Annotated in this window: 16 protein-coding genes and 1 pseudogene; 7 read left to right on the forward strand and 10 right to left on the reverse strand. The window is 62.7% G+C overall.

Going from position 1 to position 13,248, the window contains the following annotated elements; genetic code table 11:
- Window positions 1-816: a sulfurtransferase/chromate resistance protein gene (locus FHT93_RS03390; RefSeq protein WP_183846094.1), complete on the reverse strand. Its 816-nt coding sequence runs from the start codon at window positions 814-816 to the stop codon at window positions 1-3.
- A gap of 270 nt (window positions 817-1,086) precedes the next feature.
- Here FHT93_RS03390 and FHT93_RS03395 point away from each other — a divergent pair, with 270 nt between their 5' ends.
- Complete coding sequence (locus FHT93_RS03395; protein ID WP_183846095.1) at window positions 1,087-1,683, forward strand: demethoxyubiquinone hydroxylase family protein; 597 nt, start codon at window positions 1,087-1,089, stop codon at window positions 1,681-1,683.
- Window positions 1,684-1,689: 6 nt separating this feature from the next.
- On the opposite strand, the gene FHT93_RS03400 is transcribed toward FHT93_RS03395, so the two are convergent.
- A complete protein-coding gene (locus FHT93_RS03400; RefSeq protein ID WP_183846096.1) occupies window positions 1,690-2,427 on the reverse strand; it encodes a glucose 1-dehydrogenase in 738 nt (245 codons plus the stop codon).
- Between the two features lie 192 nt (window positions 2,428-2,619).
- On the opposite strand from FHT93_RS03400, the gene FHT93_RS03405 reads away from it, so the two are divergent.
- On the forward strand, window positions 2,620-3,243 hold the full coding sequence (locus FHT93_RS03405; protein ID WP_183846097.1) for a TetR/AcrR family transcriptional regulator: 624 nt from the start codon (window positions 2,620-2,622) through the stop codon (window positions 3,241-3,243).
- Between the two features lie 175 nt (window positions 3,244-3,418).
- Here FHT93_RS03405 and FHT93_RS03410 read toward each other — a convergent pair whose 3' ends face one another.
- From FHT93_RS03410 to FHT93_RS03435, 6 genes are all read right to left on the reverse strand, one after another.
- A complete protein-coding gene (locus FHT93_RS03410) occupies window positions 3,419-3,952 on the reverse strand; it encodes an AAA family ATPase (protein WP_183846098.1) in 534 nt (177 codons plus the stop codon).
- Window positions 3,953-4,005: 53 nt separating this feature from the next.
- Window positions 4,006-5,325: an ATP-binding protein gene (locus FHT93_RS03415; RefSeq protein ID WP_183846099.1), complete on the reverse strand. Its 1,320-nt coding sequence runs from the start codon at window positions 5,323-5,325 to the stop codon at window positions 4,006-4,008.
- Window positions 5,322-5,999, reverse strand: a complete 678-nt coding sequence (locus FHT93_RS03420; protein ID WP_183846100.1) for a response regulator transcription factor — start codon at window positions 5,997-5,999, stop codon at window positions 5,322-5,324. The genes FHT93_RS03415 and FHT93_RS03420 overlap by 4 nt, the downstream gene beginning before the upstream one ends.
- Complete coding sequence (locus tag FHT93_RS03425; RefSeq protein WP_183846101.1) at window positions 5,996-6,562, reverse strand: cytochrome b/b6 domain-containing protein; 567 nt, start codon at window positions 6,560-6,562, stop codon at window positions 5,996-5,998. The genes FHT93_RS03420 and FHT93_RS03425 overlap by 4 nt, the downstream gene beginning before the upstream one ends.
- A 3-nt stretch (window positions 6,563-6,565) precedes the next feature.
- Window positions 6,566-6,832, reverse strand: coding sequence for a PepSY domain-containing protein (locus FHT93_RS03430; RefSeq protein ID WP_183846102.1), 267 nt, complete (start codon window positions 6,830-6,832; stop codon window positions 6,566-6,568).
- A 120-nt stretch (window positions 6,833-6,952) separates the two neighbouring features.
- Window positions 6,953-7,321, reverse strand: coding sequence for an NIPSNAP family protein (locus tag FHT93_RS03435; RefSeq protein ID WP_210299178.1), 369 nt, complete (start codon window positions 7,319-7,321; stop codon window positions 6,953-6,955).
- A gap of 396 nt (window positions 7,322-7,717) precedes the next feature.
- On the opposite strand from FHT93_RS03435, the gene FHT93_RS03440 reads away from it, so the two are divergent.
- A complete protein-coding gene (locus FHT93_RS03440; RefSeq protein WP_112968340.1) occupies window positions 7,718-8,422 on the forward strand; it encodes a DNA helicase in 705 nt (234 codons plus the stop codon).
- A 71-nt stretch (window positions 8,423-8,493) separates the two neighbouring features.
- Here the strand turns inward: FHT93_RS03440 and FHT93_RS03445 are convergent.
- Window positions 8,494-9,386: pseudogene (locus FHT93_RS03445) on the reverse strand (LysR family transcriptional regulator).
- A 94-nt stretch (window positions 9,387-9,480) separates the two neighbouring features.
- On the opposite strand from FHT93_RS03445, the gene FHT93_RS03450 reads away from it, so the two are divergent.
- From FHT93_RS03450 to FHT93_RS03465, 4 genes are all read left to right on the forward strand, one after another.
- Window positions 9,481-9,888 (forward strand): cupin domain-containing protein, encoded by a 408-nt coding sequence (locus FHT93_RS03450; protein WP_112547554.1) that lies wholly within the window; start codon window positions 9,481-9,483, stop codon window positions 9,886-9,888.
- Entirely contained in the window at window positions 9,888-10,871 is a 984-nt protein-coding gene (locus FHT93_RS03455) for an aldo/keto reductase (protein WP_183847498.1), read from the forward strand. The genes FHT93_RS03450 and FHT93_RS03455 overlap by 1 nt, the downstream gene beginning before the upstream one ends.
- A 25-nt stretch (window positions 10,872-10,896) precedes the next feature.
- A complete protein-coding gene (locus FHT93_RS03460; RefSeq protein ID WP_183846103.1) occupies window positions 10,897-11,637 on the forward strand; it encodes an SDR family oxidoreductase in 741 nt (246 codons plus the stop codon).
- 373 nt (window positions 11,638-12,010) lie between these two features.
- Complete coding sequence (locus FHT93_RS03465; protein ID WP_113202453.1) at window positions 12,011-12,646, forward strand: DUF1062 domain-containing protein; 636 nt, start codon at window positions 12,011-12,013, stop codon at window positions 12,644-12,646.
- Between the two features lie 67 nt (window positions 12,647-12,713).
- On the opposite strand, the gene FHT93_RS03470 is transcribed toward FHT93_RS03465, so the two are convergent.
- Window positions 12,714-13,241, reverse strand: a complete 528-nt coding sequence (locus tag FHT93_RS03470; RefSeq protein ID WP_183846104.1) for an NUDIX hydrolase — start codon at window positions 13,239-13,241, stop codon at window positions 12,714-12,716.
- Window positions 13,242-13,248: the final 7 nt, after the last annotated feature.

Here is a 13,248-nt window from a genome sequence, read left to right on the forward strand (position 1 = left end):
TCAGCCTCCCTTTTTCGCGGAAGGCCAGTTGTGCGTTTCATCGGTGGCGTCGCGGCACCAGCGGTAGAAGGCATCATAGAGCAGCATACCTGCATCGAGCTGCTTGAGATCGTCGACGAACATGCGCGACAGGCCGAGCGAAGCGGCGAGCAGCCCGGCCACTTCAGGGGCAAGGTCCGGCCGGGCGGTATCGGCGCCGCGAACGATCCTCGCGAGCCTCAACATCGGCTCTGAGGCAAGGCCGAATTCCTCGATCATCACATCGAAGGTGCAGAGCTCGCCGCGATGGCTCCAGAAGACCTCCTCGATATCGAACGGCACGGCGGCGAAGCGATCGGCAACCAGGGCGACGTCCGATGTCGGCACGAAGAGAAAGACCGCCGAAGGATCGACGAAACGCCGGATGAGCCAGGGACAGGCGATGCGGTCGATCTTCGGACGCGCACGCGTGACCCAGACGGTCCGCCCCTCCCGGTCGCGCGGCGGCAACCTGTCGACGGGCACCGCCGAGCCGCCGGCCCTGATCCAGGCCTCGAAGCCGCCTTCCAGCACTTCCGCAGTGCCCCCGGCATGCCTGATGTGGGCGGCGACCCCATGGCTGAGCTTGCCGCCGGCCTGGCAGACGACGACCACCGGCCCGGCAAAGCCTGCCGCCCATTCGCTGACATCGGTGTGAGATTTCCGGATCGAGCCCGGCACAAGCCGCGGATCGCGGGCGAAATCCTCCTCGATGCGCACGTCGACGACGACAGGCGCATTGGGTGTGCCGACGATACGGTTCAATTTGTCTGAAGATATTTCGAGAAATGATGGCATGACGCGTCCTCCGGTGTTCGGTTTCATGGACGCGATTCTTCGGCATGTCGCCTCGTGGGGTGATCGCAACCCCATATGATTTTTATGCGCGCCGCCGTTTTTCGTGTCAAGCTTCGGGAGGGGAATGCCGCCCGGTCCGTCAGACCCTCTTGCGAGGTCATTAAACGGGGGCCCGGTCGAGAATACGCCTCATAGGCTGTGCCCAGCCGTTGACGATCGCGGTGGTCGTATTGCCTACTACTGACACCGAAGCTGGGGCGCGCATGGATCATGGACAATCTGCCTGATATCGTCAGCAAGCGCGATCCGGCGATCACCGTCAGGCGTATCCTCAAGGTCAATCATGCCGGCGAGTTCGGCGCCATCCGCATCTATGGAGCACAGATCTGGATGGCGAGCCGGCTGTTTCCGGATATCGTCCCGGCGCTTCAGGACATGCGGGATGACGAGATCAGGCATTGCCGCCTGTTTCGCGAGGCCATGCCGCCAAGGAGCGCCAGGCCTTGCCGTGTGATGGGCTTCTGGAGCCTCGGTGGTTTCGTCCTGGGCTTTCTCACGGCCCTTGGCGGGCGCAACATGGTCTGGATCTGCACCGAGGCGGTGGAAAGTACCGTTCATCGCCATCTCGAAGATCAACTGGCCTTCGTGAAGAACCGAGATCCTGAGCTTCATGCGCTCATCGCTTCGATCCAGGACGAGGAACTCGCGCATCTGCGCGAGGCCGAGGAAAAGCAGACAGGGCGCGGGCTCGCCCACAAGCTGCTACTGCCCGTCATTGGCGCGCTCACCGATCTGATGATCTGGCTGTCGACCTGGGGCGATTCGAGCTGGATGCGCGCGGAGATCGCGCGCTCCGGAAAGGCCTAGCGCCTATCAATTCCGCCCGCCATTCGCCCTGATCACCTGCCCATTGACCCAGCCGCTCTCGGCACTCGCCAGAAACGACACGATCTGCGCAATATCCTCGGGCTGCCCGAGCCGGCCGAGCGGGATTTCATTCGTCAGGCGCTGGATCAGCTCCGGCGATCGGCCCGAGAGCAGCAGTTCGGTCGCGACCGGTCCCGGCGCCACGGCATTGACTGTGATGCGGCGGGGGCCGAGCTCCTTTGCGAGGATATGCGTCATCGCTTCCACCGCCGCCTTGGTCGCGGTGTAGACGGCATTGCCCGGCGAATAATGGCCGATAATGCTGGTCGACAGATTGATGATGCGGCCGCCCTCGCGAAGGCGTCTTGCGGCCTCGCGCATGCCGTTGAAGGTACCGGTCAGGTTGACGGCGACGAGACGCTGGTAGTCTTCGTCGCTCACCTCAGAAAGCGGGCCAAAGGTGGTGACGCCGGCATTGTTGACGAGCACGTCGACAGTTCCAAATTTCCCCTCTGTGTGCTCGAAGAGCTCGGCAACTGCCTGCGGGCTCGAGACATCGGCGCCAAGCGCCAGCGCCCGGCCGCCGGCGGCCGTGATGGCGGCGACCACTTCTTCTGCCTGCGCGGCGCCTGCCGCATAATTGACGACGGTCTGGAAACCATCGGCTGCGAGCCGTCTGGCAATCGCCGCGCCGATGCCCCTGGATGCGCCGGTGACGATGGCGGTCTTGATCTCGTTTGACATGGACAATTCTCCGTTCTGTTCCGGCGCGGTTGATCGCAGGCACAGCAAGGGATATGCGCGTCACCGGTCCCGGTGATGCGTTCCAGTCTCCAAATCCCTTTGCTGAGTACCGCTTGTGCGCTTGATCTGACGGATATAATGTGAGCGATAACTCGCCTTCGCGCTACTCGCATTTCAAGGCCCGTTCCAGCAATGTCCGAAAGCCCCTACAAGAGCCGATCCTCGCCCAGAAAAGCGCCCAGACAGGCTCGTTCGCTTGCGACGGTCAGCGTGATCGTCGAGGCCGCGGCTCGCATTCTGGAGGAGCGCGGCCACGAAGGTTTTTCCACCAATGCGGTGGCAGAAAAGGCCGGCGTCAGCATCGGCTCGCTCTACCAGTATTTCCCGCGCAAGGATGCGCTGATCGGCGCGCTGATCCTGCGGCAGACCATGTCACTGATTGGAGATGCAGAAAGTGCTGCCTGCGAGCCGACGGGGGAAGCGGCGCTCTCCGCCCTGATTGACCCCTGCGTCCGCCAGCAGCTCGAACGCCCTGCCCTTGCCCGCCTGCTCGATTACGAGGAGGCCCGCCTGCCGCTCGATGCGCAAACCGATCGCATCAAGCAACGCTTCCTTGAACTCACCCGCAATACGCTGGCGCGGCCGGACATGCCGCCGCAGCCCGATATCGATATCGCGGCACGCGATGTAGTGGCAATCATCAAGGGCATGATCGACGCCGCCGGCGAGCATGGCGAAGAAGACCGGGACGGGCTGGCGCTGCGCGTCAGACGCGCCGTGATCGGCTATCTCAGAGCCTCCTCGGAAGGCAGATAATTCCGGACCCTGATTTCGGTCGGCAAAAAGAACCCTCGGTCCGGGAGTGGAACCGAGGGTTTTCATTTGCAGGAGTGAACGCAGCGATCGCTGGGAACGATGAGCCTTCGAGTGGGGGACAAGGCTGCCGCGTTGGATAAGAAACGAGCCGTGTCGAACTTGGTTCCTTAAAAAGTCACAGCTCCGGCAGCTGGCTCAACAGAAAGTCCGCTCGCGCCGGGACATCGATCTTCGGCAGGATGACGACGTCGTAGCCCATTTCGGGATAGGCCGTGGTCAACCGGTCATATTCGGCAACCGCCTCTTCGAAACCATGCCGCCGCTCGGGGTCGTGGACATAGATTTCCGGCCAGGGCGGCGTCAGAAACACCGTGTGGTGATAAGGGTGTTGATCCCGCAGCGTCTCCAGCATCGCCTTCCCGGTCGTGGCCTGAAGGGCAGAAGCGGCGTCGATCAGGCCGCGATCGAAAAACGTCCATCCGGGCTGGACTTGAGCCAGCTTCCGATCCTCGAGCGCCATCGCGATCGCCCGCCGGGCAAAGGCGGCCGGGTCGACCCAGGGCAAGGCAGCACCCTGCCCGGCCAGTTCCTCCCTCACGATGCGGCGTCCCGGCTCCTCGACGGTGGCGTAGCCGCGCCGGGAGAGCTCTTCGAGCAATGTGGATTTCCCGCCGCCTGAGCAGCCGGAAATAACGACGCATTTGATCATGGAACTCTCCGATGAACGGATGATGAGGAAAGAAGCGCGACGCGCAGACGCGGCTATGTGCCGATCTCCAGGTCGAAGACATGACCCTGCCTGCCGGCCGAGCAGCGAAGCGAACCCCTGTGTATCGCAGCGATGCGCGCCACGATATCCAGCCCGATGCCCATCCCGTCGGCGCGTGCGGCGACATCGGCGCCCTGCCTCAGGCCTGCCGGATGCCGGTCCTCGACGCGGATCAGATCATTGCTGACCCGCACGACGATGCCGGTATGGGCAGGCGTGTGGCGAACGGCATTGTCGATCAGGTTGCGAACGGCGTCCTTCAGCAGGGCCGGCACACCCTGTACTATGGCGGCATCGACCTGCGCCGAGAATTCCAGCGAGTGATTGTTTTCGTAGACCCAGGGCGCCAGCTGTTCCACCACGCTGGACGAAAGCTCGACAAGGTCGACCTCCTCGAACATGCCGTGATCGAATGTATCGAGCCGCGCGAGCGCGGTGATCTGGCTGACGAAACGCACGAGATCGTCGAGATCCGCTTCAGCCTTGCGCGCCCGCGGATGGTCGATATGGCCGAGCTCCAGCTTGATTGCCGCAAGCGGCGTGCGCACTTCGTGCGCGATGCCCGATGTCAATATCTTCTGGGATTTCATCAGCTCGCCGACACGCTCGAAGGCCCGGTTGACGGCCTCGGCAAGGTGGGCGACTTCGCGCGGCATCTCCTGGAATTGCAGATGCGAGCGTGAATCCATCGGGTCGATCCGTTCGGCCGCCTCGGCCGCAGTCCGCACCGGCTTCAGCGCCTGCCGCACGGAAAGCAGGGTGGCGCCGAGCACGAGCACCAGGAGGATGCTCATCGGCACGATCATATGCTCGATCACCTCGTTCCACAGGACATCCGACACCACATCCTGCGGATCGCCCATCGTCGCGACATCGACGACGAAGCGCCGCTCGCCCACCATGAAGGCCCGCCCGCCCACCAGCGTCAGCGGTTTGCCGGGCTCGAGCGACCGCAGCCAGAAATCCGGAGGGTTGACATCAGGCGGCAGGAAGCGGCTCTCGCAGGCAGCGTCGCAGGACTGGAAGACGAACCCGCCGTCGGCCTCGCGGATGCGGGCCACATAGCCTGTCTGCGCCTGCCCATAACGCCCCTCGACAGAATCGGGAAGCCGGTAGCGGATGGTGCCGTCCTCCACCGCAATGCCGGAGGCGAGCCGTTCGGTTTCCTGCTCCACGAAGAGCCGCGAGAGCTCCCCGACATTCCAGTAATAGTCGGAAAAGATCACGGCGAGCTGCAGCACCATGGCCAGCACCGCAAAGAAGGCGATACGCCGGGTCAGGATCGCACCCAGAGTCGGCGATGAGAGCCTCATGCACGCACCTCCCGCATCATGTATCCGACGCCTCTGACGGTCTCGATCAGCACCTGTGTCGGATGCCCTTCGAGCTTTCTGCGCAGCCGGGAAACGGCAAGTTCGACGGCATTGCTGCTGCGTTCGTCGCCGAATTCCGAGAACGCATGCTCGATCTTCGGTTTGGGCACCACTTGCCCGCCGTTGCGCATCAACAGTTCCAGAAGGCCCTTTTCGGAAGGCGCGAGCGCAATCTCGTCGCCAGCGCAGATCACCTGGCGCGAGGCGAGATCGTATTGAAGGGCGGCGAATTCCAGGACCGGCATGACGGTTGACGGCGTGCGGCGCGTCAGCGCACGGATGCGGGCGATCAATTCCCCATTGTGAAAGGGCTTTACGAGGTAATCATCCGCGCCGGCATCGAGCCCGGCGATGCGCTCGTCGACTGCGCCCCGCGCCGTCAGCACCAGGACCGGCATCTGGACCCTCGCGGCCCGGAGCGATTTCAGAAATGCGATCCCGTCCTCATCAGGCAGGCCGAGGTCGAGAAGCAGCAGGTCATAATCCGCTTCCTGCAATGCAAGCCGCCCCTCCTGCGCCAGGGCGAAGGCATCGATCTTCCAGCCGGCGTCGTGGATGGCTTCGCAAAGCAGTTCGCGAAGCCGGGAACTGTCCTCGATCAGCAGTATCCTCATGCCCTCTTTCGACCCGTGACCATCGACCAGACGAGATTCTCCCTGTGCCTCCAGCTTTCGATGATGGCTGCGCCCGCGTGGACGAAGGCAAGCACCATGATGCCGTTTGCGATCGTGCCGTGCAGTTTCTCCAGCCATTTCTCGCCCCAGAAGGCATCGAGCGTCGTCATCCAGCCGGTCAGCACCGTTGCCGCCAGCAATGCCATCAGCAGCAGCATCATGACCGATGCCAGCGGATTGTGACCAAGATAACGTCTTTCACTGCCGTCGATCATATCAAAGATCTGCTCCATCACCCTGCGCGGCGTCGGCAGGAAATCGGAAAAGCGAGCATGTTTTGTACCGACGAACCCCCAGAGGATGCGAATGACGATTGCCGTAGCGACGACATAACCCGTGATGCGGTGCCAGTATTTGCCCTCTTCGAGAATGAAGAGGTTGAGCGTGCAGGCTGCGACGATGATCCAGTGGAACAGCCTGACGACCGGGTCCCACACCCTGATGGTCTGCCTGGCGGCATCGGAGGGCACCTGGCCCTCCTTCTTCGACGAGATGGCTGTCATCGCTCAATCGCCCTTCTGGACGATATCGCCGGAGATCGGATTGAAATAGACCTCGGCGCGTTCGCCGTTCTTGTCCTTGCCGTAGATCTCGTAGCAATTGCCGGTGATTTCGAAAGTCTTGACCTTGTAGCCCATGGCCTCGATCTTCGCCTTCATGGCGGCCTCAGGCATCCATTTGGATTTCGGCTCCTTCGTGCAGCTCGGGCTTGCAAGCGCCAAGACGGGCGAGAGCGACAGGATTGTGAGAGCGGCGACCAGTTTCAGCTTCATGATTTTACCCTTTTGCAGAAGCCCCTTGCGGGCGACGGCAAACGGGTAGCGCGGCGAAGCTGTCTGTTTGCTGTCGGGGACGGAAGACGAGTTCCTGCCGCCGACAGCTGCCCTCGCCGTCTATTCGCCGCGCGGCAACGGTCGCAGAAACAGGCGCTCGTAGCTCTTGAACGGCGGATCGGCCCCGAAGCGCGCATTGGCCGCGATACTGTCCGGATCGGCGGCGACGCTGGCGCGGTAGCCGAGATAGGTCGGCTCGTCCGGAAAGGTGAAAAGAGCGATTGCGATATTGCCTGCCCCATCCGCCCCTGCACCCGGAAAGCTCAAACCCGCGCCTTCCGGCTTTTCGCGCGGCATGAAATAGCCGTGATGTGTTCCGCCATAACGCTCGATCAGCCGGACCCAGACCTCGGCATAGGCTTCGAATTCCATACGTTTCTTCGGGTCGAGGCGGTAACGCACCTCGCAGGTGACAGGCATGCTCGACATCAAGGACATTCCTCCCCCGTCACATATAGTTCACGAGCTGATACCTGCCATGGACGCGCAGACGGATCTCAGGGAATTCCGGCAAGCGCGGCCGGTGCTTGGAGGGGGATCGAGCCGGCGAGCGGGCCGCTTGCTCAGCCAGCGTGCAGGCGCGATGCGGATCAAGTTCACTCAGGAGCATCGTGCGGGCCCGAAGGAAGCAAGCGCCCGAAACACCACTGAATTTTCCAGCTTGCCGCGAATCGCGCCGCTCGCTACCTCTCGGGCAAGGCTCGACCCAAGCCTCCTCCCTCCATCCGGGAAAGCATCGTCCATGCGGGGTAATCCACCATCGAACCATCTGTTCGAGCACCGCATAAGGAGGGGTTGCGTTTCCGGCTCGCAATGGAGGTTTGAATGAAACTGTCTGCACCCATCTATCAGCTGAAGCGCCGGGCGAAATTGCTGGCGCGTACGGATACGATCCCGCTTCATCAGGCGCTCGATCGTATTGCGCAGGAGGAAGGTTTTACGGCCTGGAGCCTGCTTTCTTCCCAGCATGAGCCATCTGCATCATCCATGCTGTCGCAACTGGCAGATGGCGATCTGCTGCTGATCGCCGCCCGTCCGGGCCACGGCAAGACCCTGCTTGGCCTGCAGCTTCTGCTCGATGCCGTCAGCCAGGCACGAAGGGCAACCTTCTTCACGCTCGAATATACCCATCAGCAGAGCATGAACCGCATCCATGCCCTGCCCGAAGGCGAAGCAATCGGGGACAGGATCGAGATCGTCACCTCGGATGAGATCAGTGCCGATTATATCATCCGCCATCTCGCGGGCGCGCCGCGGGGAACAGTCGCAGTCATCGACTATCTGCAGCTTCTCGACCAGCAGCGCAGCAAGCCGGCCCTGTCGGAGCAGGTTTCGGCCCTACAAAGCTTCGCCCGGGATACGGGGGTTGTGCTGGCCTTCATCTCGCAGATCGACCGGTCCTTCGAGGCCGGCGGCAAGGGCTTGCCGGATCTTGGGGATGTGCGTCTGCCGAACCAGCTTGACCTCGGGCTCTTCACCAAGGCCTGCTTCCTGCACAATCGCGAAGTCCAGCTTCAGCACATAGCCTGAGTCATTCGCGGGGGCCGTTATCCGTCAGTTGCCGGCCCCCGGCTTTCTCGTGACTGTTGACGTTTCAGTTCTCAGCCGCGATAGCGCAAGGAATCCACCACTATGGCGAAGGCCGGCGTCTGATGGCGCCGGCTGGGATAGTAGAGGTGGAAGCCGGAAAAGGGTGGACACCAGTCTGCAAGCACGCGGGTCAGGCGGCCCGCTTCGAGATCGTCGCGGACGCGGTCCTCCAGCACGAAGGCGAGACCGGCACCGGCAATGGCCGCCTTGACGGCCAGCGCGCCGCTGTTGACCGCAAGCTGGCCCTCCACCCGCACACGCAGTTCACGCCCGCCCTGCTCGAATTCCCAGGCATAGAAACCACCGGCCGTCGGCAGCCGCAGATTGATGCAATTGTGCTCCGTCAGCTCATGCGGTGTGCGCGGGCGGCTTCGCTTCTCGAAATAGTCGGGGGAGCCGACGACGGCATCCTGACATCCGGGCCGATCCGCACGGCCACCATGTCCTTCGCAACTTGTTCGCCGAGCCGAACGCCGGCATCGAGACGCTCGGCGACGATATCCGTGAGGCCGTTATCGACAACGATTTCGATCGCGATATCGGGATATTGCGGCAACAGCTTCTGCACGGCCGGCATGAGGACCAATTCGGCTGCCTGTTCGCCCGCCGAAATGCGCACGCTACCCGAGGGTTTTTCACGTAGCGCCGATAGCTGCGCGAGTTCCGCACTGATCTCCTCAAGTCGAGGCCCGACAGATTGGATCAGACGCTCGCCTGCATCCGTCGGCGACACCTTGCGCGTCGTGCGGGTGAGCAGCCGCAGACCCATGCGCTCTTCGAGCGCGCCCACCGTCTGGCTGAGAGCCGATTGCGAAATGCCGAGCAAGGCGGCGGCTCGCGTGAAGCTGCCCTCGCGCGCGACGGCCAGGAAAGCGGAGATATCGTCAAGATTGGTCCGGGTCATTCATAAGCTGCCCTAATAGGTTCATGCGGATTTTAGCTTCTAATCGCAGAACTGCGTAGACGCTACATGAAGATCGGCAGGAAAGGATACGCCCATGCAGATCAAGCGCAGCGGCTTCGCACCCTCGGTCCCGGGGCCGGAAGCCTTTTTCACCGGGACAGTGCGACTCGACGCCCGTTTCGACAGCGACGATCCCGACCGGGTCGGCGGTGCCACCGTGACCTTCGAGCCGGGAGCACGCACCGCCTGGCATACCCATCCGCTCGGCCAGACGCTGATCGTCGTCTCCGGCCTCGGCTGGGCACAGCGTGACGGCGGCCCGATAGAAGAAATCCGGCCGGGCGATATCGTCTGGTTCGCACCCGGCGAAAAGCACTGGCACGGCGCCACTGCAACCACCGCCATGAGCCATATCGCTATTGCCGAAAAGCTCAACGGCAGTCCGGTCGACTGGATGGAAAAGGTCACGGACGACGAATATCACCGGATGGAGACACGATGATGCAGAAACGCAAACTCGGAACGCATGGTCCCGAAGTCTCGGCCCTCGGCCTTGGTTGCATGGGCCTGAGCTTCGGTTACGGCCCGGCAATGGAAAGGCATGCGGCGATTGCTCTGATCCGCACTGCCTTCGAGCATGGCGTCACCTTTTTCGATACGGCGGAAGCCTATGCCCAGGGAGCCAATGAAGAATTGCTCGGCGAAGCACTCGAACCGTTCCGCGGAGAGGTGGTGATCGCCACGAAATTCGGCTTTCGGGACGGCGATTCCAGCAAGGGTCAGGACAGCCGCCCCGAGCGCATCCGAGAGGTGGCGGACGCCGCCCTGAAGCGATTGCGTACCGACAGGATCGATCTCTTCTACCAGCATCGCGTCGATCCCGAGGTGCCGATGGAAGAGGTTGCCGGCGCGGTGAAGGAGCTGATCGCTGCCGGCAAGGTCAAGCATTTCGGCATGTCGGAAGCCGGGGTGGATTCGATCCGCCGGGCCCATGCCTTCCAGCCGGTCGCCGCCCTGCAGAGCGAATATTCCCTCTGGTGGCGCGAGCCCGAGAAGGAGATCCTGCCGCTGCTCGAAGAACTCGGCATCGGTTTCGTGCCCTTTAGCCCCCTCGGCAAGGGTTTTCTGACGGGCGCAATCAGCGAGAGCACCAGTTTCGACAAGACGGATTTCCGCAATGTCGTGCCGCGCTTTTCGGAAGAGAACCGCAAGGCCAATCAGGGCCTCGTTGCGGTGCTGAGTGGGATCGCCGCCGCCAGGCAGGCGACACCGGCGCAGATCGCGCTCGCCTGGCTGCTTGCCCGTAAGCCATGGATCGTGCCGATCCCCGGCACCACCAAGCTGCACCGGCTGGAGGAGAATATCGGCGGCGCAGCGATCGAACTCACGGCACAGGATCTGCAGGAAATAGAGACCGCATTGTCTGGTGTCACCGTGCAGGGAGATCGCTACCCGGCCCACCTGCAGGCCCGCGTCGGCCGATAGGCTGCCAGCACTGAAAGGAACGACCATGACTGACAATATCAAGGGAAAGACGGTCGTCATCACCGGCGCCAGCAGCGGCCTCGGCGAAGCGACCGCCCGCCATCTCGCCAATGCCGGCGCCAAGGTGGTGCTCGGCGCCCGCCGGATCGACCGCCTGAAGGCGCTGTCCAGTGAACTCGGCCTCCCCGAGGGCTCCGCCATCGAAACCGACGTGACCGAGGCCGGACAGGTCAAACACCTCGTCGATCAGGCCGTGCGTCTGCACGGGCGGATAGACGTGATCGTGAACAATGCCGGTCTGATGCCGCACTCGCCTTTGGAGCGCGGCAAGATCGACGACTGGGACCGGATGATCGACGTGAACCTCAAGGGCGTGCTCTATGGCATTGCCGCCGCCCTTCCGCACATGACGGCGCAGAAGAGCGGCCATATCGTCAACGTCTCGTCGGTCGCGGGACACAAGGTCCGCCCCGGAAGCGCGGTCTATGCGGCGACCAAGACAGCCGTGCGTGTCATCTCCGAGGGCCTGCGCCAGGAGGTGAAGCCCTATAATATCCGCACGACGATCGTCTCGCCCGGTGCGGTAGAGTCGGAACTGCCGCAGAGCATTACCGAGGCCGATGTCGCGGCCGGCATCGCCGATTTCTATGAACGTTATGCCATCCCGGCCGACAGTTTCGCGCGGGTCGTCGCCTTCGCGATCTCGCAGCCCGAGGAAGTGGATATCAACGAAATCCTCTTCCGCCCGACGGCGCAGGAGCTTTGATAGAGCTTCAGCGGGAAGTTGCAGAAATGCCGCATGGGGCAGCGTTCGTCTCTGCCATGCGCCGTACGTCTCCCTCTCCCGGCGATTGTTTGCTATTGATCCGCTCGAAGAGCATTGGCGCATCGAGGTAGACTTTGCCTAAGTAAGAACCGGTCTCAACCCAGTTTCACCCGTACGGCCTGGCGGCCATGGCTGCCGGCGTATGAATACGTTCATCGGGTGGCGGCAAGAGACCGGTTTGGCATTGTTCCGATCGCCAGCAACAGCCCCGCTGTCTCTGCTCTTCAGCCACCCAAAAGCATCGCCACGCCGCGCCCGATAGGGCTTTCTCTCGCGCCATCTTGGTGAACTTCCGAACGGAAGACCAAGACTTATGTGCGATACCCTACGGGTCCGATGGACCGTAACGCCGAAAACCGCTCCCCAGCCCTGGATTGCCTGTGGCGGATGCGGTGGATTGAGAGCCTTTCGATCCAGCGACAAGATCCGGCTCAATGCCAATGGCCGCCGGCTGGATGCCTGGCTCATCTACAAATGCCTGGCCTGCGACAAGACCTGGAACCGGCCGCTCTTCGAGCGTCAGAATGTCCGCGATATCGATCCGGCCGTTCTGCACGCGCTGCAGTCCAACGATCCGGATTGGATCCGGACGGAGAGCTTCAACATCGAAGCCCTGAAACGCAAGACCGAGCGCATCGACGAATTCCCGGAATTCGACCTCGTCAGGGAGGTGCTGCGCGAGACTGCCGGCTGGACGCGACTGGAGATCGAGCTCGCTGTGCCGTTGCCTGCCGGCATACGCCTCGACCGCCTGCTGGCCTCCGGGCTGGAGATGTCGCGCACGCGGCTGCAGGCGCTCCACGAGAAAGGCCTGCTCCGGGCGCATCCGGATCGCGCCGGCCTCTTGCGGCGGCGCATCAGGACCGGCGTCGAGGTGATGGTCGACCTTTCAGCCGTCCCTGACCGTGAGCTCTCCTGGGGACCTCTTGCAACCGGCAGTCCCCGCTAGTCTCTTAACGCAAAGGCCCGCAGTGGCGGGCCTTTGCAACTGCGCCTGCCCGCCAGGGCGGCGGCGATCAGGTCAATCCTGGCAATGAGGCGAGCGACACGGCTGCATCGGCCCGCGGCCGCCGTCCATGGATGCGATGGGGTTTCAGTCGGTCCTGCGACGTCAGCGGATTGTCCGCATCGATTGCGCGGAAGATCTCCTGCAGTTCGGGCTCATCGACGAGAGAGGCCGCGTCCGCCGGCGAAATCCAGATCTTCTGCCTCTCCCCATATTCGCGGAAATGCGTGGTCTCGCTCTCCAGCCGCAGCAGATGCACCGAAACCGTCAGCGGCTGCTCCTGGTCCTTCAGATAGCTGTAATAGCCGAGCGGCTTCTTCCTGACCTTGCCCCTGACGCCGGCCTCTTCGGATGCCTCGCGCTGGGCGCAGCGATAGGGCTTTTCCTTCTTCTGGAGATAGCCTTTCGGGATCACCCATCGTCCGGTATCGCGGCTGGTGATGAGCAGGACGCTCAGCCTCCCGCCCCTTTCCACGCGGCAGCAGATGACACCGCACTGGTCGACCCCGCGGCGGCCTGTCCTTGCCGGAGTTTCCACATTCAAT

It is taken from the genome of Rhizobium sp. BK379 (assembly GCF_014193955.1).
Classification (GTDB): Bacteria; Pseudomonadota; Alphaproteobacteria; order Rhizobiales; family Rhizobiaceae; genus Rhizobium.

What these genes read in the sequence shown, in the direction of transcription:
- FHT93_RS03400 (WP_183846096.1), bottom strand. Translation starts at nt 2,427, where the DNA reads ATGTCAAACGAGATCAAGACCGCCATCGTCACCGGCGCATCCAGGGGC.
- FHT93_RS03390 (WP_183846094.1), bottom strand. Translation starts at nt 816, where the DNA reads ATGCCATCATTTCTCGAAATATCTTCAGACAAATTGAACCGTATCGTC.
- FHT93_RS03460 (WP_183846103.1), top strand. Translation starts at nt 10,897, where the DNA reads ATGACTGACAATATCAAGGGAAAGACGGTCGTCATCACCGGCGCCAGC.
- FHT93_RS03395 (WP_183846095.1), top strand. Translation starts at nt 1,087, where the DNA reads ATGGACAATCTGCCTGATATCGTCAGCAAGCGCGATCCGGCGATCACC.
- FHT93_RS03465 (WP_113202453.1), top strand. Translation starts at nt 12,011, where the DNA reads ATGTGCGATACCCTACGGGTCCGATGGACCGTAACGCCGAAAACCGCT.
- FHT93_RS03430 (WP_183846102.1), bottom strand. Translation starts at nt 6,832, where the DNA reads ATGAAGCTGAAACTGGTCGCCGCTCTCACAATCCTGTCGCTCTCGCCC.
- FHT93_RS03410 (WP_183846098.1), bottom strand. Translation starts at nt 3,952, where the DNA reads ATGATCAAATGCGTCGTTATTTCCGGCTGCTCAGGCGGCGGGAAATCC.
- FHT93_RS03455 (WP_183847498.1), top strand. Translation starts at nt 9,888, where the DNA reads ATGCAGAAACGCAAACTCGGAACGCATGGTCCCGAAGTCTCGGCCCTC.
- FHT93_RS03405 (WP_183846097.1), top strand. Translation starts at nt 2,620, where the DNA reads ATGTCCGAAAGCCCCTACAAGAGCCGATCCTCGCCCAGAAAAGCGCCC.
- FHT93_RS03420 (WP_183846100.1), bottom strand. Translation starts at nt 5,999, where the DNA reads ATGAGGATACTGCTGATCGAGGACAGTTCCCGGCTTCGCGAACTGCTT.
- FHT93_RS03435 (WP_210299178.1), bottom strand. Translation starts at nt 7,321, where the DNA reads ATGTCGAGCATGCCTGTCACCTGCGAGGTGCGTTACCGCCTCGACCCG.
- FHT93_RS03425 (WP_183846101.1), bottom strand. Translation starts at nt 6,562, where the DNA reads ATGACAGCCATCTCGTCGAAGAAGGAGGGCCAGGTGCCCTCCGATGCC.
- FHT93_RS03450 (WP_112547554.1), top strand. Translation starts at nt 9,481, where the DNA reads ATGCAGATCAAGCGCAGCGGCTTCGCACCCTCGGTCCCGGGGCCGGAA.
- FHT93_RS03415 (WP_183846099.1), bottom strand. Translation starts at nt 5,325, where the DNA reads ATGAGGCTCTCATCGCCGACTCTGGGTGCGATCCTGACCCGGCGTATC.
- FHT93_RS03440 (WP_112968340.1), top strand. Translation starts at nt 7,718, where the DNA reads ATGAAACTGTCTGCACCCATCTATCAGCTGAAGCGCCGGGCGAAATTG.